This window comes from Leptolyngbya sp. FACHB-261 (assembly GCF_014696065.1).
In the GTDB taxonomy this organism is placed as follows: domain Bacteria; phylum Cyanobacteriota; class Cyanobacteriia; order FACHB-261; family FACHB-261; genus FACHB-261.
The window spans coordinates 38504-61491 of record NZ_JACJPL010000001.1 but is presented as its reverse complement, the minus strand read 5'-3'; the positions used below and the strand labels follow the sequence as shown (position 1 = coordinate 61491).

General features: G+C 51.7%; 18 protein-coding genes. 9 read left to right on the top strand and 9 right to left on the bottom strand.

All coding sequences use genetic code 11. The annotated features are described in order from the left end of the window. Positions 1-28: 28 nt before the first annotated feature. From H6F94_RS00240 to H6F94_RS00230, 3 genes are all read right to left on the bottom strand, one after another. Complete coding sequence (locus tag H6F94_RS00240; protein WP_190800224.1) at positions 29-316, bottom strand: hypothetical protein; 288 nt, start codon at positions 314-316, stop codon at positions 29-31. Between the two features lie 64 nt (positions 317-380). Further along, a complete protein-coding gene (locus H6F94_RS00235; protein ID WP_190800223.1) occupies positions 381-899 on the bottom strand; it encodes a hypothetical protein in 519 nt (172 codons plus the stop codon). Between the two features lie 203 nt (positions 900-1102). Next, complete coding sequence (locus tag H6F94_RS00230) at positions 1103-2347, bottom strand: HEAT repeat domain-containing protein (RefSeq protein WP_190800222.1); 1245 nt, start codon at positions 2345-2347, stop codon at positions 1103-1105. Positions 2348-2528: 181 nt separating this feature from the next. On the opposite strand from H6F94_RS00230, the gene H6F94_RS00225 reads away from it, so the two are divergent. Both H6F94_RS00225 and H6F94_RS00220 read left to right on the top strand, forming a co-directional pair. Next, positions 2529-2981 (top strand): DUF4079 domain-containing protein, encoded by a 453-nt coding sequence (locus H6F94_RS00225; RefSeq protein WP_190800221.1) that lies wholly within the window; start codon positions 2529-2531, stop codon positions 2979-2981. Positions 2982-3311: 330 nt separating this feature from the next. Continuing rightward, positions 3312-4649: a Sll1247 family protein gene (locus tag H6F94_RS00220; RefSeq protein WP_190800220.1), complete on the top strand. Its 1338-nt coding sequence runs from the start codon at positions 3312-3314 to the stop codon at positions 4647-4649. Positions 4650-4675: 26 nt separating this feature from the next. On the opposite strand, the gene H6F94_RS00215 is transcribed toward H6F94_RS00220, so the two are convergent. Continuing rightward, positions 4676-5062 carry a hypothetical protein gene (locus tag H6F94_RS00215; RefSeq protein WP_190800219.1) on the bottom strand — a complete coding sequence of 129 codons (387 nt, stop codon included), beginning with the start codon at positions 5060-5062 and terminating at the stop codon, positions 4676-4678. Between the two features lie 318 nt (positions 5063-5380). Between H6F94_RS00215 and H6F94_RS00210 the strand changes: the two genes are divergently transcribed. Continuing rightward, positions 5381-6241 carry a class I SAM-dependent methyltransferase gene (locus H6F94_RS00210; protein WP_190800218.1) on the top strand — a complete coding sequence of 287 codons (861 nt, stop codon included), beginning with the start codon at positions 5381-5383 and terminating at the stop codon, positions 6239-6241. A 9-nt stretch (positions 6242-6250) separates the two neighbouring features. Here the strand turns inward: H6F94_RS00210 and H6F94_RS00205 are convergent, their stop codons facing one another. Next, positions 6251-9091: an NACHT domain-containing protein gene (locus tag H6F94_RS00205; RefSeq protein ID WP_190800217.1), complete on the bottom strand. Its 2841-nt coding sequence runs from the start codon at positions 9089-9091 to the stop codon at positions 6251-6253. Positions 9092-9270: 179 nt separating this feature from the next. On the opposite strand from H6F94_RS00205, the gene H6F94_RS00200 reads away from it, so the two are divergent. After that, a complete protein-coding gene (locus H6F94_RS00200) occupies positions 9271-9510 on the top strand; it encodes a hypothetical protein (RefSeq protein WP_190800216.1) in 240 nt (79 codons plus the stop codon). 125 nt (positions 9511-9635) lie between these two features. Here the strand turns inward: H6F94_RS00200 and H6F94_RS00195 are convergent, their stop codons facing one another. After that, on the bottom strand, positions 9636-11144 hold the full coding sequence (locus H6F94_RS00195; RefSeq protein ID WP_199320099.1) for a peroxidase family protein: 1509 nt from the start codon (positions 11142-11144) through the stop codon (positions 9636-9638). Positions 11145-11864: 720 nt separating this feature from the next. On the opposite strand from H6F94_RS00195, the gene H6F94_RS00190 reads away from it, so the two are divergent. Beyond that, a complete protein-coding gene (locus H6F94_RS00190) occupies positions 11865-12854 on the top strand; it encodes a zinc-dependent alcohol dehydrogenase family protein (protein WP_190800215.1) in 990 nt (329 codons plus the stop codon). A 47-nt stretch (positions 12855-12901) separates the two neighbouring features. On the opposite strand, the gene H6F94_RS00185 is transcribed toward H6F94_RS00190, so the two are convergent. Continuing rightward, complete coding sequence (locus H6F94_RS00185; RefSeq protein WP_190800214.1) at positions 12902-13993, bottom strand: hypothetical protein; 1092 nt, start codon at positions 13991-13993, stop codon at positions 12902-12904. Positions 13994-14351: 358 nt separating this feature from the next. Continuing rightward, positions 14352-14855, bottom strand: a complete 504-nt coding sequence (locus H6F94_RS00180) for a DUF192 domain-containing protein (protein ID WP_190800213.1) — start codon at positions 14853-14855, stop codon at positions 14352-14354. A 291-nt stretch (positions 14856-15146) separates the two neighbouring features. Between H6F94_RS00180 and H6F94_RS00175 the strand changes: the two genes are divergently transcribed. The 4 genes from H6F94_RS00175 (at position 15147) to H6F94_RS00160 (ending at position 18456) form a co-directional block, all read left to right on the top strand. Further along, positions 15147-15428 (top strand): hypothetical protein, encoded by a 282-nt coding sequence (locus H6F94_RS00175; RefSeq protein WP_190800212.1) that lies wholly within the window; start codon positions 15147-15149, stop codon positions 15426-15428. 267 nt (positions 15429-15695) lie between these two features. Then, complete coding sequence (locus H6F94_RS00170; protein ID WP_313949187.1) at positions 15696-16277, top strand: cytochrome b; 582 nt, start codon at positions 15696-15698, stop codon at positions 16275-16277. Positions 16278-16288: 11 nt separating this feature from the next. Next, positions 16289-17791 (top strand): sensor histidine kinase, encoded by a 1503-nt coding sequence (locus tag H6F94_RS00165; protein WP_242040907.1) that lies wholly within the window; start codon positions 16289-16291, stop codon positions 17789-17791. Continuing rightward, positions 17788-18456: a response regulator transcription factor gene (locus H6F94_RS00160; protein WP_190800211.1), complete on the top strand. Its 669-nt coding sequence runs from the start codon at positions 17788-17790 to the stop codon at positions 18454-18456. Before H6F94_RS00165 ends, H6F94_RS00160 begins: the two co-directional genes overlap by 4 nt. An 88-nt stretch (positions 18457-18544) precedes the next feature. Here H6F94_RS00160 and H6F94_RS00155 read toward each other — a convergent pair whose 3' ends face one another. Further along, positions 18545-22168: a WD40 domain-containing protein gene (locus tag H6F94_RS00155; protein ID WP_190800210.1), complete on the bottom strand. Its 3624-nt coding sequence runs from the start codon at positions 22166-22168 to the stop codon at positions 18545-18547. Positions 22169-22988: the final 820 nt, after the last annotated feature.

Genomic DNA, 22988 nt, shown 5'->3' with positions numbered 1-22988 from the left:
AACGGGATTACCAAGCTAGCGTGAGCCTTCAGGATGGGGAGCGGCGGTTAAGGTCTAAAGGAGGCAAGACCCGGTGCGCCGGGCGGTGAGGCAGCGCTTCAGGGGGACGCGAGACCACTTTGCTCTTGCGTGGACGTTGTTGCCACTGACGCAAAGCCACCGCCACTACAACCGTGCCTAAGCCTACCGCTGCTAGAGATCCGTGTTGGCTCAGCCCTCCTAAACCCAGATCGACTAAACCAACAGTCAGCACGAAGGTGGGGAGGGGTTCACGACGGTAGGCAGAGCGCCAACGCCGTAGCCATGGATAGTTCATTGCGAGGTTTAAGCGGGGTTTATAGACAACTAATCAGTATTCATCCCCATTCTAAGCCCTAGATTTAGACGGCACCGCCCTGTAACCGTCGCAGGAGCAGAGCAACCTCAGCGCGGTGATGGTCTTCGTGGGGCAGACTGTGCATTTGACTATCAAGCCAACGCGAGATCTCATCAATGCCACGGACCTCGCGGTCTAACTGGATTAGAGCGGCAGCTAGACTCTGGGCTGGGTTGGAAGAACGGCTGCTGGCTGGCACCCGACTGTTTTGCTGAGCCAAAAAGGTGCGTCCTTCTGCCAAAGCAGCAATGTAAGCTCTACGCTCTTGCCAGTCAATCAGTAGCATTTCCCGCGCAGCTGCATCGGAGGAGCCTAGATTGCAATCCCGCAAGGCTGGAAAATTCCGGGGATGGTTATGGAAGGCTAAGTAGGCGCGATGGCTGCCTGTACAAGCTCCCTGAGCCGTTATGACTTGCAACTCATCACGCTCCATTTTCCAGTGCAAACCGAAGTAGCGCTCCTGGCTATTCGGCAAAACTAATTGACGCAACTGGGGCGGAATCACAACATTGACAAGTCTCACGGTCACTTCCTCAAGGTGTGGCTTCCCCACGCTGGCCTAAGTGTCAAGGAAGATCAATCGTGAAAGGCTGACAGATGCACAAACCGTATCGAAACGATTCAGAAATCGCAGCTTAAGTGAGGAAGTGATGATACCAGCGCTGGCCTACTAGTAACCTATAGGCGTCAAACAAGAGGGTCCAAGAATTGCTTTACGGGCTGGTGCTAGGGAATGCGGAAGAGCTTACCCTCGTGCTCATGCGTTTCCACTACCACGTCAAAGCCCAGCAAGTCGCGCAATTCAAACAAGACACTGCTGAGATGACGGGCAATGCGACGGTTGCCAATGGCACTGATCAACTGCTGCTCAGTAATGCGGCGATGTTGAACCAGCATTTCTAGCGCTCTCACAACTTCAGAACCCCGTGCCAAGATTGCGTCCGGCCAACGAGAAGCAGTAATGGGTGGAGCAGAACCGCTTTCTGTAAGAGGGGCTCTACTGAGTTCAATCGTCAGAGACTGCCCACAGTGGTTGCAGTAGCGGGCATCTTGCCAGTTAAAGCTAAAACCGCAACCGCCACAACTGATAAAACCGATGTTTTGACAACGGCAAGCTTGCTCTACGGACTGACGGCTAGGACTTTGGGTTTGGCTGTTCGGGTTCGGACCTGGTTCTCTGGATGGAACTGCTGGGGCTGGACGCTGCTGAAGGGCAACCACGGCCCGAGCCGCTTGATCGCGGAGCAGGGGAATCGGATCAGTTTGGGCAACCCTTTCTAGGGCAGGAACCCAGGCCGTATCGCCACTGTCTTGCAGATGGATAATGGCGTGCTTGCGCACCAGGCTAGAAGAACTGGTGAGGAAATCGAGCCAATCTGCTTCGCCCCAAGCATGGCCCAACGCTTCTACAGCCCGAAAGGCACGGTATTGGATAGCGGGTATCTCGTCAGTTCGAATCACCTCGATCAGCGAGTCAATGCAACCGGGATCGTCCACCCGCTCCAGGTGTTCAATGGCTACCTCGCGGATAGTCGGATCCGGGTCGCGTAGCAGCGTTAGGTACTGGGCGTAGGTTGCGACCTTGCCATTTTGGGCTACTGGCTTGACGGCTTGGTATCTGCCTGGAACCGGTTGCGGGCGTTGTGACTGAACGCTGAAGCGGGGCGCAACTCGCGGAGCCATCCGAGAGGCAACTTGGGGGGCAACTTGAGGAGCGGGCGGGGGCGCAACGGCAGCTCGTCCCCTCTGTACACCAGTCTGTACACCAGCCTGCACACCAGACGGTGGGCTGACAGCTTGCTGCATCGCTGGAGCGGGATCGGGGTCAACCTGACGAGGTTGGCGAGGGGCGACACGTAGTCGGTCTAGTAGATTGCCTGAGTGCCAGACCGCCATCCGGTACGCCTCCCATTCGGGGCGGGATGAGGGAGGCGGCAGGGAAGACTCGTCATCGTGCCAGAACTCAGGCATAGTGGTGTGCTTTTACGAAAGCCAGGAAAGAATGCGGAGAACTAAGAACTAAAACTAATATGCCTTTTTAGCGCGTTTCAAACCGACCAACCGGAAACCTTTGCGAAAGAAGTGCCAAGGAAGACGGAAGAGAAACTGAAAGGAGATGACTTAAGATTAGCTGTCGCAACGGTAACCGTTCATGCTTTGGGTCTTCCAATTTCCTGCCTGGTCAATGGGTTTTTGCCTGGTGATCTTTCCAGCGTTGGGGCTCACGGGCTATTACATCCGTCAGTACCGCTTAGAGCAGTGGCAGCGCCAGAAGCTCCGACCCCAGTGGCTATCTAACTCGCACTGGTGGCTGGGCATGGCTTTTCTCGCCTTGATGGTGTTTCTATGGCTCTTTGGGGTGGTGGGCACGATCTGGCGGCATGGTTCACTGCAATATTCGGGTCACTTCTGGGCTGGCAATGTCATGCTTGCGCTGACTTTACTTTCAGTTTGGAGTGCCCAGCAGATGAACAACCGGGAGACGCCCACTGCGATTCGGCTATGGCTACGTCCTCTACACCTAGGAACTAATGCCGTGATCTTGATCGGCTTAGCCTGGGTCAGTTGGACAGGTTGGGAAGTGGTACAGCAGTACATCCGCTAGGGCTAGAGCCACGAGAAACTAGCAAGAGTAAAGCCTTCGACCTAGCTCAAAACTGGAAACACTGCTTGCCCCCGCGTGATTTGTGTCACTGGTCGAATGTGTTCACAATCATGCCCGGAGCGTGAAGCTAGTCAACCACAAACCTAGACGAACGGCCTTTAATACAAGACAGTTGAGCTAAGAAGGGGTGTTCTACCCCTCAGGCCCATTGCCCCTTGGCAACTGCGTTCGTCTCTGCCTCTACCTGATCTAGTACAAGTTGCTGTGTTGATCTACCCTGCTCGCTCTCAATCTGGGCCTCTGGAACCGTTGAACCCTTCCTCTGATGCCATGCCTAGAATGGCAGCTAGCCGTTCTTTGCACCGGGCTCAGAAGACCATCTACCGCTACTGTTTGGGGATTGTCAAAACCCTCAGTCCTGAGGCCGCAATCCAAAAGTTTCGCAGTGTGCTGATTCAGCACATCGACAACGAGAACCCGACGGTGTTCCGGGCAGTAGAGGAGCTGATCTGGGCGAATAACCCGGAGGAGTTTCAACACACCTTAACGCGCGCTTGTTACATTCTGATCAACAATTGGCTGGCAGCCAATAATCCTGACTCGATTACTGACCTGGTTCGGATTTTTGAAGATCCAGCCATTCAGCATTCCACGCTTTCTCACTCTCTAGAGCGCTTACGGGGCTATCTGCGTCGCTTTCTTAGCAGCACGCAGTACCAGAATCTCAAGCTGTATGCGGCTCGTTACCTTGAGGCTGACCAAGGCCATTGGACGCACCGCTACACGCCTTACTTTCTAGCTTCTCAATACACGAATCCAGGCAACTCTCAGGAAGAACGCCGCATTGCTAAGGAATTGGCAGATGCTTGGAAATCTCGCTTTCGTCTGGAGCTGACGCATTATTCGGCACGGGCGGGTTGCCCCAATGCGGCTGAATCGCGTAACCCGACGGCGTTGGGACCGGCGGCGGTGGACTTGATGAAGCGGGTGATCTGCCAGCGCACGCTCTTCGACTACCGTGATTTGGCGAGCTTGTTTCTGAAGCAGACGCAGGATCTCACTCTCAAGGATTTCAAGGTCAGTCTGTATCGCTATCTGTTGCATGTCAGTCCTGGTGGGCCGGTGTTGCCGGCGCTGCCAACGGTGTTGGCGAAGCGGTTGGAGCGTTGCTTGCAACAGACTTACCCGGAGTATGGGAGCCGAGTGGTGGACGGGGCGTTACGCTTGCGCACCTGCAATCACGTGATTGAGTTGCTGACGGCGAGTCGGGATGGCAAACCGACTGAAATGTTTCTGAAGTTTGTGTCTGAGGATGCGGCTCTGACGCTGATTTTTATGTTGCTGAAGCTGCTGCTGATTAGCCCCCAGAGCCGAGCGCATTTGGATGCTCAAATTGCTCGTCTGGTGGAGCACTATCGGCATCTTCCGGAGAAGGATTGTCACTGGCTGATTCAGTTTCTGGAAACATTTCAGATTGCTGCGGTGATCCACACGGATAGTAAGACGCAGTTCAATTTGGTGGAAGTGAGCCAGCCTACCCCTCTGGGGACGGGGGAGCGGGAGCGCATTTTTGCTCAGACTGAGTGCCCAATGACGGATGAGGAGTTGCGCAAGCTAACTGCGCCTCGCGCGTTCCCCAAGATTAGGCCTCAGACTGACGCGTTTTAGCTAGTTCTGCTCAGAGCGAATTCTGTTTAGAGAACTCTGCGGGTCAAAATTCGCATGACTTCGCCGGGTTTGCTGCTGGGTTGGGCGCTGCTCCATTCCCAGATTTGGGCGAAGCCGAGACGGTAGAGATTGCGGATGCAGTCGTCTACGGCTTTGGGTGGACCCATGACCAAGACTTTGAGAGCCTGTTTGTCTGCGGTTTGCTCCGTGATGGCGATGGGCTGATTTGCTGTGGTTTTGTCGGCGTGGGCGACAAATGCGTGGCTGAGAAATTGAGCTTGCCAGTGTTGCAGGTGACGAATGAGTCGCTGCCTGAGATTCAACAATTGGAGTTGTTGGGTAAGGTGTCGAGTCAGTTGTTGGGCAAGTGGAATTGTCACCCCAAATGAGGTGAGGGGATGGCTGAATTGCACGCGGAAATTCTCCTTTAGTGATGGTTTTTGAGGGGGCAATTCCATTAAGAAACTGCCCCCGGTCCAATCACGCCACCCCGCGCTGGAGCCACATAAGGTGAGAGATCTTTGGGAGTGTTAAACTCCCTCTAGCCCTCGGGCTGGACTAATCAGCTTGGGGGTCAGCCGTCTAAGAGCCACTTCGCGACTCTTAGGCGGCGTCGATGACCGGATTAATTCAAGAATTTAGCGGAGTTGTCGGAGCTTGTAAAGTAGCTAGCGCGAAAATCTATAGCTCTCTGACTATCTATGGGGCGTGAAGTGTTCTAGGAGAACGAGATGAGCGATCTTGATGAGATGCAAGCAAGGGTGGCTCGGTATTACGACAACTCGATTTTTGATTTTGAGTCGGTGCGTTTGTCTCAGTATTCTCCAGTTGAGTTTGCGATTACTGCTCGCTACTTGAAGCAATGGATACCGGAGGGAGCGACAGTTGCTGACATTGGTGTTGGCGTTGGTCACTATGCAGAATTGCTAGCAAGGTGGGGTTGTTCGGTTTACCTGGTGGATATCTCGCAACGATTGCTGGATGCTGCCTACCTTAGGCTTCAAGGCTTTGATTTGCATGAACGAGTGGCTGGGGTCCATCGAGCTTCAGCGACAGAACTTGATTGTTGCGATGCTGGTGTACTGGATGCAGTTCTTTTTCTGGGACCGCTCTACCATCTCTGTTCGCTTGAGCAACGGCAACGCGCGATTCAGGAGGCAGCTAGAGTGCTCAAGCCCAATGGTTTGCTGTTTGCCGCAGGCATTAATCGTCTGGCCTATCTTCGAGATCTGCTACAAAATAATCCTCATTCGGTTCTGCCTCGTCAGGATTTTCACCGGCAGTTTTTGCAAGATGGAAATCTTGACCCAGAACATGCGGCTCCCATTGGCTATGCTCACTTGACAACCTCTCAGGAATTTCGAGAGTTGTTTGAAGCTGGTTTCGATGGAATCGCTCTGATTGGTACTGAGTCTTTTGCAAATTCTTGCCAAGAGGTGATGGCTAATCTTGCATCAACGGAAGTAGAAGCCTGGTTAGATTTAATTGAGGAAACGGGTAATACCTTGGAAGGACTTGGGATGTCAGATCATTTTCTCTATGTGGGCAGGAGAAAACCTGACCTATCAATCGAGCGTTCTGCTTCCTATTGATAAATGGGTTTACTCCCGTACTCGCTCTCGCACGATTCGAATTCCTTCCCAGGCAGGCATACGACCTTCGCGTCGTTCTTCTAGTAGGACAAAAAAAGCGTAGAGCCTGAGGGCTTCATCTCCCTTTTCTGGGTAGCTCTGGCTCTGCATTTCGAGCTCTTGACGACTTACGTTCGTAACTTGTGACAATTTTTTATTGCTAGATGCTCTCTTATAAACATCTGATAGTAGGTGCCAAGAAATAGAGGTCGATAGTAGGTAGGAGCGGGCAAAGCTGTAATTACCGTCGAGGTCGCGGTCGCGGTCGAGGTCGAGGACGCGGACGAGGTCGCGGACGAGGTCGCGGACGAGGTCGCGGACGCGGTCGAGGTTGCGGTCGAGGTCGCGGTCGCGGACGAGGTCGCGGACGCGGACGCGGTCGAGGTTGCGGTCGAGGTCGCGGATGAGGTCGCGGACGCGGTCGAGGACGCGGACGCGGATGAGGTCGCGGTCGAGGACGAGGTCGCGGACGAGGTCGAGGTCGCGGACAAGGACGCGGACGAGGTCGCGGACGAGGTCGCGGTCGCGGTCGAGGTCGCGGACAAGGACGCGGTCGAGGTCGCGGTCGAGGGCACTAATTAGATTTCCCTTCCAAGCCTGCCACTGAATAGGCTCGATCCCTCTGATAACAGTGCCTCCTTCAACTTCGCACCAGCAGCCAATTTGTTTTTCGGTATCTGGATGATTCTTATCTTCATTTACAGTAGGCAACCTATATCGGGTACTTGGTATGGCATGTTTCTGAGTTAGCCAGTCGCAGAATTCTTTAGCATCGCTAGCGCGCACACCAGTAATCGGCTTAGTTGCATCCCCAAGTGAAAATCTTCGAGCTTTCCAGTGATCGGGCTGACGGTGCTCACCTGCGTTCAGCTTTTCATCAATAAAGAGCTGATACTCTGCACAAGTGATGTAACCCACGTCAATCTCTACACAGTCATCCACTCGAAGTAATTTATTCAATCGTCGTGACAACTTCACTTCTGCTGCTAGTTTGGCAATCTCTAAATCTGTAGACTCCAAGCCTGCTTCTAGTTTGTCTTCCAGTTGCCTCCGCACCTCAGGTTGGATTCGTGCTCCTTCTTCTAAACATTCATAAGCAAGTGTCAAAGATATGACAGTTGGGTTTTTAAGGGCAGCACGAATCAGATTAGTGGCATCGCTCTGAGCAGCGTAAAGGCGGATAGTTTCGTCCCACCATGGGTTATTGACATTCTCAATTAAAAGCTGTTCCTGTTGTGCTTCTTTAATCTGAACTGCTGCTAGGTATTCTTGGAAACTCTTGTGGGCAAACTCGTAAAGGTCCAATTCTTTCTCAACTAGCAAGCCGCTCACATCTCTGATTTGCTTGAGGAACTCAATAGGTTTCTCTTGGGTGCCTGCTACAGTTGCCAATGCATCCTGAATTAGGTGCTCATCCCTGCTTGGTGTGAATTGGCGAGTTTTCTGTTGCATTAGTGCTAAGGCTAAGACCTGTAAGACAGATTTCTTCTGCTCAACCGTAAGCCGATCAGGGATCTTCTTGGCCTCCTGTCGTCTTCCTAGTAACACATTACAAATTTCAGCATAAAGCTGTATTCTGCGACCTGGTAGCGCCCCTCGATAGCGGTGAACAGTTGCAATCATCGTGAGCAGCAACGGATTGAGTGCCATTGCTGCCAACGGTGGGTTCTGTTTGATTCGCTCGATTAGATCATTTGCCTGAGTTTGAGCCTCAGCTTGAACTCCTGGGTTATCCTCTCCCGCTCGCTCCTTGATTTCAGTTTGCAGATACCAACTCTCAATGAACTGCTCTATCTGCTTGAGATTGAATGGCTGCACCTCCAGAATGGTGTTTGCTTGCTCGACAGGCGCACTGCGGTAACCAAAAGGTCTTGAGGTTAAGATAAATGCGGTCTCAGGATAAGCCTCTACTTGTTGATTAACCCATGCGCTAACTTGCTGGCGCTGCTTGGCATCAGCTACTTCATCTAGCCCATCCAGCATCACCAAACATTTGCCGCGCCTCAGCCGAGTTTCAAACCAATTAGAGGGTGGTTCGAGCCTCAGTGCAGGCAGCCGGTTTTTCAATTGCTCCGTGATCACCTGCGACAAGCTAGGTGCATTCTGCTGTGTAATTACCTCTTTGATATCTCGCAAGTACAACAAGATTGGGAGTAGATTTCGAGCTTCCTGGTGTTGTCGGCGCTGAGCATTATTGGCATAGGTTAAAGTTAGATGCTTCAGCACCGTAGTCTTACCTGAACCCGGTGGACCAATCACAGCAATACAGCAGCGGGTCAGTTCTTTTTTGCGTTGACCGGGTAGTTTCTTAGGAATCAGAAAATCCCAAATACCTAGCTCGCCAGTTGCCTGCTTTTCTTGAACCATTGCTGCCGAGATTTGCTCTGGATCTCCTGCCGCAACTCGCAACGGCACAAATACTTTCTCTAGAGTCAGAACTGATGTTCCAAGTTTAAAGCCTTCCATCTTAAAGTCTTGATGGGTATAAATTAGGTTTTGGTAATACTTGCCTTGAAAGTTGGAAGTTAGACTCCACCAAAGCTTTGGTATAGCTCTTTCTAGCCAAGTGAGAATTGCTTCTAAAAGAGAATCTGTTCGCGGATCTAGTTTTTTAAATAGCTTGGTTGAAAACCATATGACTGCTGCCAAAAACAAGGATAGTAGAGCCTCCTGCCATTGCTTCTCTTTAGCAAAATGAGCAGCTAACCCAATCCCAATACCAGGCGGTCCCCAGCCTGTCAAAATCTGTGCAATTTGTTCCTTGAGCTTTTCTAGACTGAGCGGATCTTGCCCCTGCTTGTCGTCTGTCATGAAGACACCGCTGCTAAAATTTGATGCCTACAAGTCTAGGCGATCCTGTTAGAGACAGCCAAAACATTTTAAGCAGGGTCTCCTCGGCTAATTCTAAAGTTGCTTGCCTAGTTGAAGAGTGTCTCGCACAGCCTTGAGATGCATTTTCCTAACCAGAGCGCAAATCTCCCCAACTAGAGATGCTATCTCCCCAACCAGAGCGCAAAGCTGCCCACTTAGCGGAGCAAGTCGTCCAACCGGAGCGCAAAGTTCCCTACCTGGAGATACTACCTCCCCAACCGGAGCGCAAAGCTCCCCGCATGGAGATGCTATCTCCCCAAATCGTGCGCATCCGCCGCCCCTCCCCAGACGAGCACCTCAGCCAGGCCAATCCTGCACAGAGGGTAATCAAAAGCCTCCTTGCTAGAGGGCAAGAGTAAAGCCCTGGGCAGAATCTCTTAGCGTCAACAGCTTACGAGCTTCGCATTAGTTTTAAGTGAGGGCAATCGCGTGGAAACTTAGCGATCGCCCTCACCCTAGATTGCACCCTTACCCAATTGGGTTCCTACAAATTAGTCACCACACCTGCGAACTTGAGCAGATCAACCATCGTGAAGGTTCCGGTATTACTTAGGGTGGGTTTCCATTCTGGATCCTGCCGCAAGTAGGATAAACGGTCTCCCTCTAGCAGACCAATAAAGACCTCTGCAACAATGCGTCCACCGACTGGTCCCAAGTGCCTTCCGTCTTTACCGAGTACATCCGCTTCGCGCAGAATGTAAAACCAGAGAGGCGTACGAGTCTCCAATTGGTATGGTTTGAGATCTGCTAAATCCTCAGGCGAAAGTATGTCCTCACTCATCGCTTTGGCGACGCGTTGCCCTGATGGAACGCTGAACGTGAGATGACGTAGCAAATTACGCTGCGCCAGTGATTGCGGCTCTGCACCCGGAATGCCAGGTAAGTCAAACAACACCGAGGAAAGCTTCGTATCAATCTTCTTATTTGGCCGGACTCGCTTATCGCCGAAATCAAAGAAGGTCTGCCAGTCTATAAAACGACGAGCCGCTCGCTTGCCGCCTCGCAGATCGTTAGGATCCGCGGCATCTGGATTGGGGGAAGTGTGTTTGCCATCGTCAAAGATTAAGGCAATAAATTCCCCACTATTATCTGGCTTTGGCCCAAAGTTAGCGCGGTAGCTGGGGCGCACTTGAGAATGCCCAAACCGATAGGCGGCCACCGAAAACTCGACTGGAATAAACGGCAGATTGCGCCAATTGTAGAACTTGCGCCCCTTCGTCAGCACCCTCTCTAGTGTCTTGTTGCCCACTATGGCGGGTAGAAATTCGTGGACGATAATCCACTGATAGTGCCACCGAACCAAGCGCTGTGCCTCGGCAAACACTTCCCCTGGATGAGTCCAACCCGTTTTCGATTTCACATGGTCCACGACTGCATTGTGAAACTTCAAAAAGGCAAGATGCAGCTGCGAGACAATCAAGTTCTCATCGTTGCGTGGATCGCCAATCAAAGCAACGTTCTGGCTATTGCGCGGCAGGTCAAAGCGTAACTTTCCGTCACGAGATACGGCATCCGATCCAGGAATCAATTCCACCAGGAATTTTATGCCCCCACCCTCGCTTGATTGGTCGTATAGATACGGTGAGACGTTTGGTCCAGAACCGTATAAGTTATCTAGTTCTAAAACAGGGGTACGGAAGTTAGCAATCGTTTCAGGATCTTGCTGACGTTCTAGGCTGGAGGTGGGGTCGAAGGTCATGTCATGATCGAGAAATTGACCCAGGAACGTATTGCCAGCAGTCAAATTTGGGTTGTTGGGATTGTCAACGTTCTTTGCGGGGTTGGTGATCAGACCAATAGGATCATCTAGATCATCTTTAGGGTCCATGATGCCGCCCTGCTTACCAATCTCCTTAAGCGCCTCTCGCAGCTTCGGGCTATCCATTGCGAAAGCAGGGAGTGATGGAAAAAGCCGCCCGAATTTACCTTGGTCGTAATAGATGGATCTGGGCGGGTTGTCACCGCCTAGGGGCATATAGCCATGCCGAGTCATATTCATTCTCCTTGGATTAAATCGTCATTAAAAATCCGCTGTTGATTGGGTGTAGTTTGGAACAGCGAAAAGTGTAACGAATCTAACCGTTTGGAACTAGAAATAACGAAATCATGACAACTCTGCATAGTCTGTAAAATTACGCAAAACTTGCCGTTCGCAAGAGATTGCCAACCAGGAGCGTTCGCTGCTTTTCTGACTTGGGATCCTGTTTAGCCTTCCCTGGCAAAAAGCCGGTGGTCCTGTCAGCCTTTCCCTGGGTAAAGATATACGCCGCGCGCCTTAAAGGGAGCCTGTTGTTTCAGGGACTCACGGCTGGCCTGACTGACTTGAGCTTTTTAGGTTAATGCGAGTAACCGCATTTCGCTAGAGATAACATCTGTCTAACTAGCGCCTAATGCTGTCAACTCTAGATAGGTTTTCCCCAGACTGAGCGCAAAGCTTTTTAGGTTGAGATAGCTTCTCGGCAACTGGAGAGCAAAAACCTCCACCTGGAGATACTGCTTTCCCACCTGGAGCGCAAAGCTCCCCACTTGGAGATACTGCCTTCCCAACCTGAGCGCAAAGCGCCCTAATTGGAGATACCCTCCCCCCAGTTGGTGTACATCTGCTGCTACCCAGCAGGCAAGCATCTCAGCCAGGTCAAGACTTCCTTGCTAGAGTGCAAGAGCAAAGCGCTTGGGTAGAAACCCCTAGTGCTAACCGCTCAGGAGCTTCACAATGGCAAAAATCGTTCGCTTTCACCAAACCGGCGACGCAGACGTTCTCAAGCTAGAAGAATTGCCTTTGCAAGAACCCGGCGAAGGCGAGGTGAGGCTCAAAGTCGAAGCCATTGGCCTCAACCGAGCTGAAGTCATGTTTCGCCAAGGGCAGTATCTAGAAGACCCCCAACTGCCCTCACGCTTAGGCTACGAAGCAGCAGGCACCATTGATGCCATTGGACCCGGCGTTAGCGACTTCCAGGTGGGCGATCGAGTCAGCAGCATTCCCGCCTTTTCCATGCAAAAGTATGGCGTCTACGGCGAAAGCGCCGTCGTCCCCGCCTACGCCGTCGCGACCTATCCTGAAACCCTCTCCGCCCAGGAAGGCGCTGCGATCTGGATGCAATACCTCACCGCCTACGGTGCCCTAATCGAATACGGCCAACTCCAGTCCAACCACTACGTTCTGATTCCCGCGGCCAGCAGTAGCGTTGGCCTCGCCGCCATTCAAATCACCAAAGCCGCTGGAGCCGTAGCCATCGCCAGCACGCGCACTGCTGCCAAGAAACAAGCTCTGCTCGACATGGGTGCTGACCAGGTGATCGTCACTGAAGAGGAAGACCTACCCAGCCGCGTCATGGAACTCAGCGCCGGACACGGAGCCGACTTGATCTTCGACCCTGTCGCCGGTCCTTTCCTCGAAACCCTCGCCCAAGCCGCCGCTCCTGGCGCAACCATTTTCGAGTACGGCGCGCTCAGCCCAGAGCCCACCCCCTTTCCACTGTTTGCCGCCCTCGCCAAAACCTTGACTATCCGAGGCTATATCCTCTTTGAAATTACCCAGAACCCTGAGAGACTGGCACGGGGCAAACGCTATGTCTATGACGGTCTGCAATCTGGCAAGCTCAAACCTATCCTCGACCGCAGCTTTGCCCTTAACGACATCGTTGAAGCCCATCGCTACATGGAATCCAACCAGCAAAACGGCAAAATTGTTGTGACCGTTTGAGTCCAGAGTTTGAATCTAAGGTTTGAGCTTAGAGTTTGCATCTAGGCTCAGACCCCTCGCCGCCCTGAGACCAAAGCGGGTGAGATCCCCTGTCCATCTGGCAACGAACAGCAGGGCAGCGCCGTCAGTGATTGTTTCGCTGAATCTCGAATCGTTTGCGCAATTGTCTCAGCCACTTCCTGGTTTTTCCAGTAGCTGCTGTGGGCACTGCCCCCATGCAACAGCGACAAAAAGCACTGGCTCACCGGCTGGTTCAGATAGTCCAGCAGGGTGGAATTGCGCAGCACCCGGTCTCGAATATCGAGGTATCGCTTCTTGCCATCTACTAGGTCCGACATCAGACAAGCCAGAGGATAGGCCACCGGATCCCCAGGATGGATAAAGTTGTGCCAGGGCAGCTTCTTCAGCCCCAACATCTGGTGCATATTCTTAAGCAACTCCTGCAACTGCGGCGTAATGTCGTGCGAACTCATCTGAACGCTCTCACCCTGCGTCAGTTCCCGTTGGCCACGCTCAATATCCTTGCCCTGCACCACATCAATCAGACTAAACAGCGCAATCGGCGAACCCATCGTGTGAATACTGGCCAGACGAATGCCCTGCTCGGGGTTCGGTCCCATACCAAACATGCCTTGCCTTATCGCCTGCGCACTCTGGTATCCCGGCATGCCCTTCTGGTCCCAACGCGCCGCAAACAGAATGTCAAACAAGATCACCGTGCCCCAACTGTGAGTCACTAGATGCAGCCGGTCCTCTGGTTGATAGCCCTCTAAGTGCGCAAGCGCCTGCTGCTTCAGCTCATCAACAATCTTGGAACCAACTTTGCGGCTAATAAATAGAGCTGCATCCCCCGCAAACTGCAACAACTGCTTAGCGCGAAACTCCTTAAACCAGAGCTTATCCCAGCAACAACCTTGTGGGTCTCTTAGCTTAGCGAGCAGTTCATCCTCCGCTTGCTTATTCACATCACCCCAATAGAGCGGCACCGATTTAACCTTCACTGAAAGTCCGCCACGCTGACAACTATCCTGCACCAGGCAATCCTGAATCCGCTCAAACAAATCATCAGCGTAAGAAGACTGTTCGCGCTGCTCACGAGTATTAACCCCGTGAACAAACACAATGTAATCGGTTGCCATGCCTGTATTCTCGATTACTAAATTTGCAACGATCTAGCCAAACTCAGTTGATCAAGCCAGTTTTTCGCTCAAATTCGCTTCTAAACAGGCCCCAGTTATCTGCGTCCCACGCTAAAGAAAGACCATTAAGAAAGCATCGTTCCTTAATGCCAAATCGATTGCCAAGAACAGAACCAGCGCAGACCGAATCCTGCGATCCACCTGACCGAAAACTGCAATTTGCTGCACATCTGTTCTTCAAAGGGCCGGTTAGTACCCGCTCTCTGTCAGTCTTGTCCTTCCTTCCACCCGGTCTATTTCAGCAACCGGATGAAAGAGTCAGATCTGAGAACCAAACTGTGAAAATCCAGTTCAAAATCTAGTTCGGGAACTCAATTCGCACCGAATCACCCACGCGCAAGCCCAACTCAGCTGCCCGCCCCCCCCGCAACTCCAGCACGTGATCGATCACCACATCAGAGGGATAGAGCGGACAGGGATCCGCCGTGCAAGGTGGCACGTTGCGAGTAATCTTCTGCACCCGACCCTCGCGCAGGAACACCATATCCAAGGCAATCTTGGTGTTCTTCATCCAGAAACTCACCGTCTTGGGCGGATCAAACGGAAACAACATACCGCGATTGGCAGGCAACGAGGTGCGGTTCATCAACCCAATCTCCTGCTGCTCGGGAGTTTGCGCCACTTCCAGTTCAATTACCTCTCGCCCAATCTGAGCGCGAGCGCTAATCGGCAGCATTTGACGCATCTCAGCAGGCTTCTGCGCCTGGAGCGTCGGTGATGCCGCTGGAGCCGAAGTTGCACAACCCATCAGCAGAAAGCCCGACAGCCCTGCTAAAATCCTTCGCCTGCTTCGGTCTGTCATGCCCAATCCTTTCCCACTTCCAAGCCAGCAGCAAACTGATCCTAGCCTAAGCCTGGAAAGGACACATCGCTTCGCTGGCTATTGCGCCTGTGCCTCAATCCAAGACACCTAAAAAGTAGTGTCTTCAGTAGCCTCAACAAAATAACCTGAACAAAATAAGAAAAAGCACATAAAAGCCTCAACCTAAGAAAGGGCTCACACAAGCTTCAGGCTGAATTTAGCAAGGTTTTTCATGATGAAGATGTAAGCCAATCAAGCTTACTCAACTGCTCAAAAACAGGAGGCAACATCATGGATTTACTGAAGAAGCTTACCCTCGCGACTGTATTTAGCCTAGCTTTGGTGCCCACTGCCCAAGCTGAAATTGGACCTTCTGACGCTCAGCATAGTGTACGCAATCTGGAAGCAGCGCAGAGATCCCACAACGCAACAGTTACGACTCAAGCTGTTGAGCGAACACAAGTGCTGGAGAAAGGCTTAACCAATGAAGCTACCAGCCAAACGACCAGCCAAACTAGTGGGTCTCAAGCGCAGACAGAGCAGCGAGCCCAGTGGCCCCAGTTTAATCGATAACCTTCAATAATCTTGGCTAAGGTAATTGGCCGATTACTTCTGAACGCTGCGTCCTGACAGCAAACTAATTGCTAAATCAAGCGCTAAATCAAGTGCCTACTGTCAGGGCGCACCCTTTATGCCAGTTCTCGCTTTGCCAATCTAAGAAAACTCTTAGATTGGCAACTTAAGAGCTATCTCATTCAAGCTTCAGGGCTAACTTACACCCACTGCTGATACTAAAGTCACACCGCCTGCTAAATCTGAAAACTTAGGAGGTCAATCCACGTGAGTCAAGTCGCAACAGTCGTCAAAACCAAGCGAAAAACCTCATTCTTTAAGCAGCTAATGTCCTTGCATTGGGCAATGGCAAATTGCTTCTTGCTCATGTTCGTTACCGGTATCGTGATGCCACGGCTACCCGAAGATCTCTTCTTTAGAGAACCGCTCTACGGCTTGCATAAATCTGTCGGTGTGCTGCTCTTAGGGTTACTGCTTGCCAGAATTTTGGTTCTACTGCGGGTGTCATGGAGCAAATATACGCGTCGTCTCCCCAAAGCGACCCCTGCTTGGCTTCGAGTCTTTGTCTTGCACAGCATTCTGTATCTCCTGATGCTGGTAGCCCCGCTCAGTGGCCTCTTTCTCTCCAACTCCTACGAAAGCAATAACGTGCCCTTCTTTGGTCTGAAGTTTCCAGACATCTTTCCGGTCAATGAAGCAGTAGTTGAACTGGCTAGGAGTCTGCACTTTTGGCTAACCTACACGTTTTTAGCCTTCATCGTTCTGCATGTGGCCAACCAGTGGCAAGTTGTACGCGCAACCTGGCGTCGGGCTTGGGGTGCCGTTAAATCTACCCTTCTAGCCCGATAGGCAGTAAAACGATGAATATGACCCGGACCCAACGATGGTACAAGTGGCGCCAATGTTTTAGTGGAGCCCAGACCCGCATACTGGCCTGGTACTTCCTGCTTACAGCTTTTTCCACAGTGACGTCAATTCTGGTCACCTATCGGATCTTTTCGAACCGGATTAATGTTCAGGCTGAGCGCCTGGCTGCTCAGGAAGTCGCCGAATTTCGCCAGCTTGCCCAACAGCGTAATCCAGTAACCGGAAAACCCTTTGGCTCAGATGGTGCTGCGGTCTTTGATGCGTTTTTGTCTCGCTACGCTCCACCCGAACAGGATGATTTTGCGCTCGCGCTGCTAGATGGTCAAATCTACCGCTCTAGTTCTAAGGCTCCCCTCGACCTGGCTAGTCTCGACCCGGCTCTAGTTCAGTACTGGATGCAACTCACCCAATCCGAGCACGCGCAAGCGAAGACCTCAACTGGCAGGATCTTCTACTGGGCTGAGCCGCTGCAAATCGCCGGTCAAACACGTGGTGTCTTGGTGGTGGTTTACTGCACCGATGATGAGCGGCAAGGTCTGGACCAAGCCGTTGTGATCGTGATTAAGGTAGCGCTAGCAGTGCTAGCCGTAGCCGCAGCTTTGGCTTGGGCAACTGCTGCACAAGTCCTGGCTCCCCTGCGCACCCTTACTGCAACCGCCCGCTCGATCAATGAGTCTGATTTAACTCAACGCATCCCAGTCGAGGGAGCGGACGAAATCGCAGAGCTCGGCATTACTTTTAATGAAATGCTTGACCGACTTGAAGCTGCCTTTACCAGCCAGCGAGATTTTATTAAGGACGCTAGCCACGAGCTACGCACCCCGATCACGATTATTCGCTGTCACTTAGAGTTGTTGCCAGAGGATCCCCAAGAGCGGCGGGAAACAATTGCCTTGGTCACCGATGAGTTGGACCGCATGAGCCGATTCGTGAATGATTTGCTGCTGCTCGCTAAAGCCGAGCGACCCAACTTCTTGAAACTGCAAACTGTAGATCTCAGCACTCTAACCGAAGAACTCTATGCGAAGGCCATCGTTCTCGCACCGCGAAACTGGCAATTAGAAATGAAAGGAACGGGTCACATTGTCGTGGACCGTCAACGCATCACCCAAGCCATGATGAACCTGGCTCAAAATGCTGCTCAGTACACCAGCGATGGTGACACTATTGCCTTAGGTTCAGCGGTCACTGATGACCAGGTTCGCTTCTGGGTACGCGACACCGGCGAAGGCATTGCCCCAGAAGACCAGGAACGAATTTTTGAACGTTTTGCCCGAGCTGCCAAGGGACAGCGGCGCTCTGAAGGGGCAGGCTTAGGCTTATCGATTGTTCAAGCCCTGATCAAAGCGCATGGTGGCCGAGTGGAATTGTTTAGTCGAGTCGGTGAAGGAGCAACCTTTACGGTGCTGATTCCTCTAGTGCGTTCAGCTGAAACGGCTCGGCCTCATCACACGCCCCATTACACATCTGACCAAGGAACGCCGCTACTGCGATGAATCGTATTCTCATCGCCGAAGATGAACCCCGCATTGCGACTTTTCTAGCTAAAGCTCTCAAAGCTCAAGGGTTCACGACAACGATTGCTAAGGATGGTCCTGAAGCCGCTCAACTGGCTAACAGTGAGGACTTTGACCTGCTGATTCTGGACTTAGGCTTGCCCGGGCAGGACGGCTTAACAGTGCTCGAAGAGTTACGAGGCCGGGGCGATCGCTTGCCCGTGATTATTCTTACCGCGCGAGATGGCGTCGATGATACGGTGACGGGTCTAGAAGGGGGAGCCAATGACTATGTCACCAAGCCATTCATTTTTGAGGAGCTACTGGCACGAGTGCGTGCCCGCTTACGTGACAGCCGCTTACCGCAAGCTACTGGACCTCTAAATCTGAGTGTTAGCGATATTCTCCTGGATTTCCGAACTCGCGAAGTCTGGGTTGGGGAGCGGCAAGTCGAGCTATCCGCCCGAGAGTTCACCCTAGCGGAATTTTTCTTGCGTCATCCCGGACAAGTGCTCAGCCGAGAACAGCTGCTCAATCGAGTTTGGGGTTACGATTACGACCCTGGTTCAAATGTGGTTGAAGTGTACGTCGGTTATCTGCGCAAGAAATTGGGCGAAGACCGCATCAAGACGATCCGAGGCGTCGGCTATCGCTTTCAAGCTTAAGGACAAGCCTAATATATTCAGTTCTATATTTGTGTGGGTTTTATAAAAAGCCTAGCCTGCCTTATATAAAACCCATACAAAAATCGGGCTACTCCACTGCTCCCAAGGCAATCAGTGTGACTTTTTGCGCTTCGGTTAAGCCGGTTACACCAGTAATATTCATACCCTCATAAGGTCTAGGTGCTCTTAGCGCTTGCAGGCATTCTCCAGTTTTAATGTCCCAGAACCGAATGGTCTGATCAAAGCTACCGCTGAGCAAAATGGGAGCTTCCTCACTTTGAGCACAGGCCGGTTTGAAGCGGAGTGCTGAGATTAAACCGGTATGCCCGTGCAGTGTTTTTGTACATTCACCCGTGCGCAAATCCCAAAACTTGAGCTTTTGGTCAAAACCACCGCTAACTAACTGCTCACCATCGGGGCTACAGGCAACGGCCATCACGGGTGCTGTATGCCCTTGCAAGGTTTGAATGCATTGCCCAGTGCGCAGATCCCAAAGCTTGATCGTGTGGTCAAGACTGCCAGTGATTAACTGTTGACCATTGGCATGAAAAACGACTGACCAAACACTATTGGTATGTCCTTTTAGGGTTTGAATACAATCACCTGTACCCAAATCCCAAAGCTTAATCATCTGGTCAAAACTACCACTGACCAACTGTTGACCATCGGCACTAAACGCAACTGTGACGACTGAACTACTATGTCCCTCATAGGTTTGCAGATACTCGCCGCTTTCCACATCCCAAAGCTTAATCGTGTGGTCATAGCTGCCACTGGCCAAATGTCGGCCATCAGGACTGAACGCGATTGCCCAAACCCAACTGTTGTGGCCCCGCAGCGTTTTAAGGCATTCGCCTGTTTGCCAATTCCACAGTTTGATTGTGCGATCGGCGCTGCCGCTGGCGATCATTTCAGATTGCGGCGCAAAGGCTACAGCCCAAACCCGATTGGTATGCCCGTATAGGGTTCGTAAGCACTCGCCGGTTTCGGTATCCCATAATCGAACCGTCTGATCTTCATGCCCACTCGCCAGAGTTTGACCCTCGGCATGCAAGGCAATCGACAATACTGAATTCGTGTGGCCTTTCAGGGTTTTGGTACATTGTCCTGTTCGGATATCCCACAATTTGACTGCATGATCATCACCGCCGCTGGCTAACTGCTGTCCATTGGGACTAACTGCAACCGACCAAATACGATTGCTATGTCCTTGCAAGGTTCGGAAGCACTGACCCGTTTGCAGGTCCCATACGCGCAGCGTTTGATCGAAGCTGCTGCTTGTGACCCAATCGCCAACGGGGTTAAAGGCAACACTGGTGACTGCATTGCTATGTCCCTGCCAGGTTTGGCGACATTCGCCACTATTAACCTGCCAAAGCTTCACCGTACAGTCATAGCTGCCACTGACCAGCCGTTGTCCATCGGGGCTAAAGGCAACTGAACGAACCCACTTGCTATGTCCTTCCCAAGTTTGGCAGCAATCACCAGTTGCAATATCCCAGAGCTTAATAGTTAGATCTTCAGATCCACTGGCTAAAGTTCGACCATCGGGGCTAAACGCAAGTGACCAAACTCGACCCTCATGTCCTTGCAAAGTACGAATACAAGCAGGTTCAGCCGCGCTAACATTCCACAAGCGAATGGTTGCATCCTGGCTGCTACTTGCCAGCATTTGGCCGTCTGGACTAAAGACAATTGTATTAACCGAGTAAGTGTGTCCCTCGTAAGTTCGTAAGCACTCCCCTGTTCTGACATCCCACAATTTGACGGAGTAATCATCTGCTGCGCTTGCTAGCCATTGCCCATCGGGGCTAAAGGCAATGGCCCAGGCCCAGTGAGAATGCCCTTTGCAAGCAACGAGTTGCTGACCGTTACTAGCCTGCCAAATATGAATCTCACCGCTGGTATCGCTGCTGGCGAGTAGTTGCCCATCGGGACTAAACGCAACCGAGACAACACCACCGAAAGTTTCTGCGAACACTGAGCTTTTAAGATCGGCGTGAGCAAAGCTAACACCACGCAAAGCCGCATGCGGTAAATAAGCCTGCCAAACGCTCAGATTACAGAAATCCCAACCGCTGAGATCGCTCTGCAGTTGCCAAAGCAAATTCAGAACATTACCCGCAGCATAACCAGTTTGCTGTTTCGGCTGACCGCGTAGATTATTCAGAATCCGAGTGAGTTGCTCCTCAACCTTCTGCCGGTTCTTCAGTGCAGCTAGAAGCCTGTCTTGAACGGGTTTGAGGATGAGGCGGATTTGCGTCTCTCGGATATAGTCCTTGGCCTGAGCTTTAATCAGAGCACAACGGGTTAGGAGTGACGGCGAACCTCGGATCACTTCTTCACTAACCTCACGGCTCAACCGTTCGGTCATGTATTCCATCACCGCAGGCTGTTGCGTGAAACTGGCCGCAGCTTTTTCGATTAACGAGCGCTGTTGCAAAGACTCCAGCACTTCAAACAGCTCGCGCTGACTTGGCAGCGTTGCTAAATCGTTGCGCAAGTCTGAAGGAGAAACTGGCTCCCGATTAATTGCTAGCCAATACATGGCCTGTTGTTCTAATGCCGAGAGCCGTTCAAATTGTTGGTCTAATAGCTCCCAAACGTCACCGAAAACAGTGGTGCCCTGCGCTAGAAACTGCGATACATCCCCATCAAACATCTCCTGAATATTGGTCGCAACAATCTTCAATGCTAGGGGATTGCCTGCATAGTGCTCAATCAAAGTCTGCCAATCTTTTGCAGAGCCCGAAAATTCTCCTTTGGCTTTAAACAATTGTTGGCCTGCTACTTCGCTTAACCCGGTCAGTTTCAGAGAACGAGCTGGCAGCGTTTCGCCTTCTCTGGCTGCTAATCCTTTAGGCTTTTCTCGACTAGTTAATAACAGGCAACTTTGGTGCTGAGTTTCAGCAAGACAGCGGAGCAGTTGCCCATAGCCTTCATAGCCTTCTCGATAGCGCCCAGTGCGCTCACCGCTGCACAGAATAGTCTCGGCATTATCGAGAATCAAAAGACAGCGGTGCTTGCGCAAATAGCCCATCAATTGCAAGATTTTGCCGTCAACGCTTTCAGGCGGTTCAATAGCCTGCTGCAGTGACAGAAATTTGATCAAATCTGCCAGCATCTCTTGAATCGAGGGAGCATTGCGCAGAGAGCGCCAAATCAGATACTCAAACTCATCCTGAACTCGCTCGGCTAGCTTTGCTGCCAGGGCCGTTTTCCCAATGCCTCCCATGCCCAGCACTGTCACTAGGCGACAGCGATCTTGAATCAGCCATCGCTCCAGAGTAGTCAGTTCTTGAGTGCGGCTGTAGAACACTGAAACATCAATGGCTTCTCCCCAGTCTTGGCATTTTCGGCTGAGGGCTGGCCTGGGAGTGTAAGCAACTGGAGTGCTGGGACTAGCGGCCTGTGTAGTGGAGTGAGTGGCAGTCTGTACAGAGAGAATTCGCTCAGCCTGACTCGCTGCGTATTGCCTCAGAACCGCCTGGAGATTATGCTTGGTAACTTTCTCTCCCAAAGCCTCCGAAAGCAGCTTCCACAAATTGGAGCCGACTTCTTTGATGTAGTGAATATCGTAACTAGAGCTGGCTGCGATCTCGGAATAAGCTTGCCCTTCCCAAGCATGCTTAAACACCAATTCCTGGACTCGATTCAATCGCTTCTTGCCAAGCGCAGAATCTACGATCTTGAGGGCTTCTTCAGTTGTCATGGACGGCGAAATCTATGAAGGTCATCAGTATGGCTAGGCGGTCGTCACGAGGGACAACAAACGCTTCAGCAAAGAGGCTTGTGTTCCTGGATTCTCTGCCTTGTATCGCAGTACACCCTGAGATTTGATTGGTGACCTGTTCACGGGCTTGGTCGTGAACTCACCCAGTCTTTCCCCTATTTATCCCTAGCTGATTTACGCCCTGCCTCTATCTAAAAGGCTAGGTACATAATATCGGCCATCAATCTTTTATGCTTGCAGTTTTCTGCAAGGCTTGATTCTGCTTAGTGTCAAGATTCTTTTCTAGGCTCAGCTGCATCAGTTTGTGCGGTGACATGTTCTGATGTTGCCCACCGTACAGAACTCACGTCTGCAATCGGCAACCTAGATGAGAGGTCGCAGGAGTTAATGCTTGAATCCGTACCAATTGTTGTGGTGCAACTTTTGGGACTACTGTGCCTGCCATGAATTAAACCCAAGCTAAGACACAGCTCACTACTCAGAGCCACATCAGCTTTCACAAACCGAAGAGATTCTTTGATCGTCATATCAAACGAACCACAGAAGTAATTAGCCAAACATCAATATGTATCGCTCAGCACCCTCTCACTGTTGACACAACTAAGTCAGTGTGTCTGCTCCCGAAGCATACCCCACTTTTTACCAACCTTCTCCCACTTCCCCCCCCAGTCTTCATGATTCCTTTAAAGGGAACATACCTTTTCATGACTTTTTCCTACTGGCAAAGCAGGCGGCGAGAGCTTATCAATGTCTTATGCGAGATAGCTCGCAGTTGATTAGTGAGGCAGGTACCGAATGG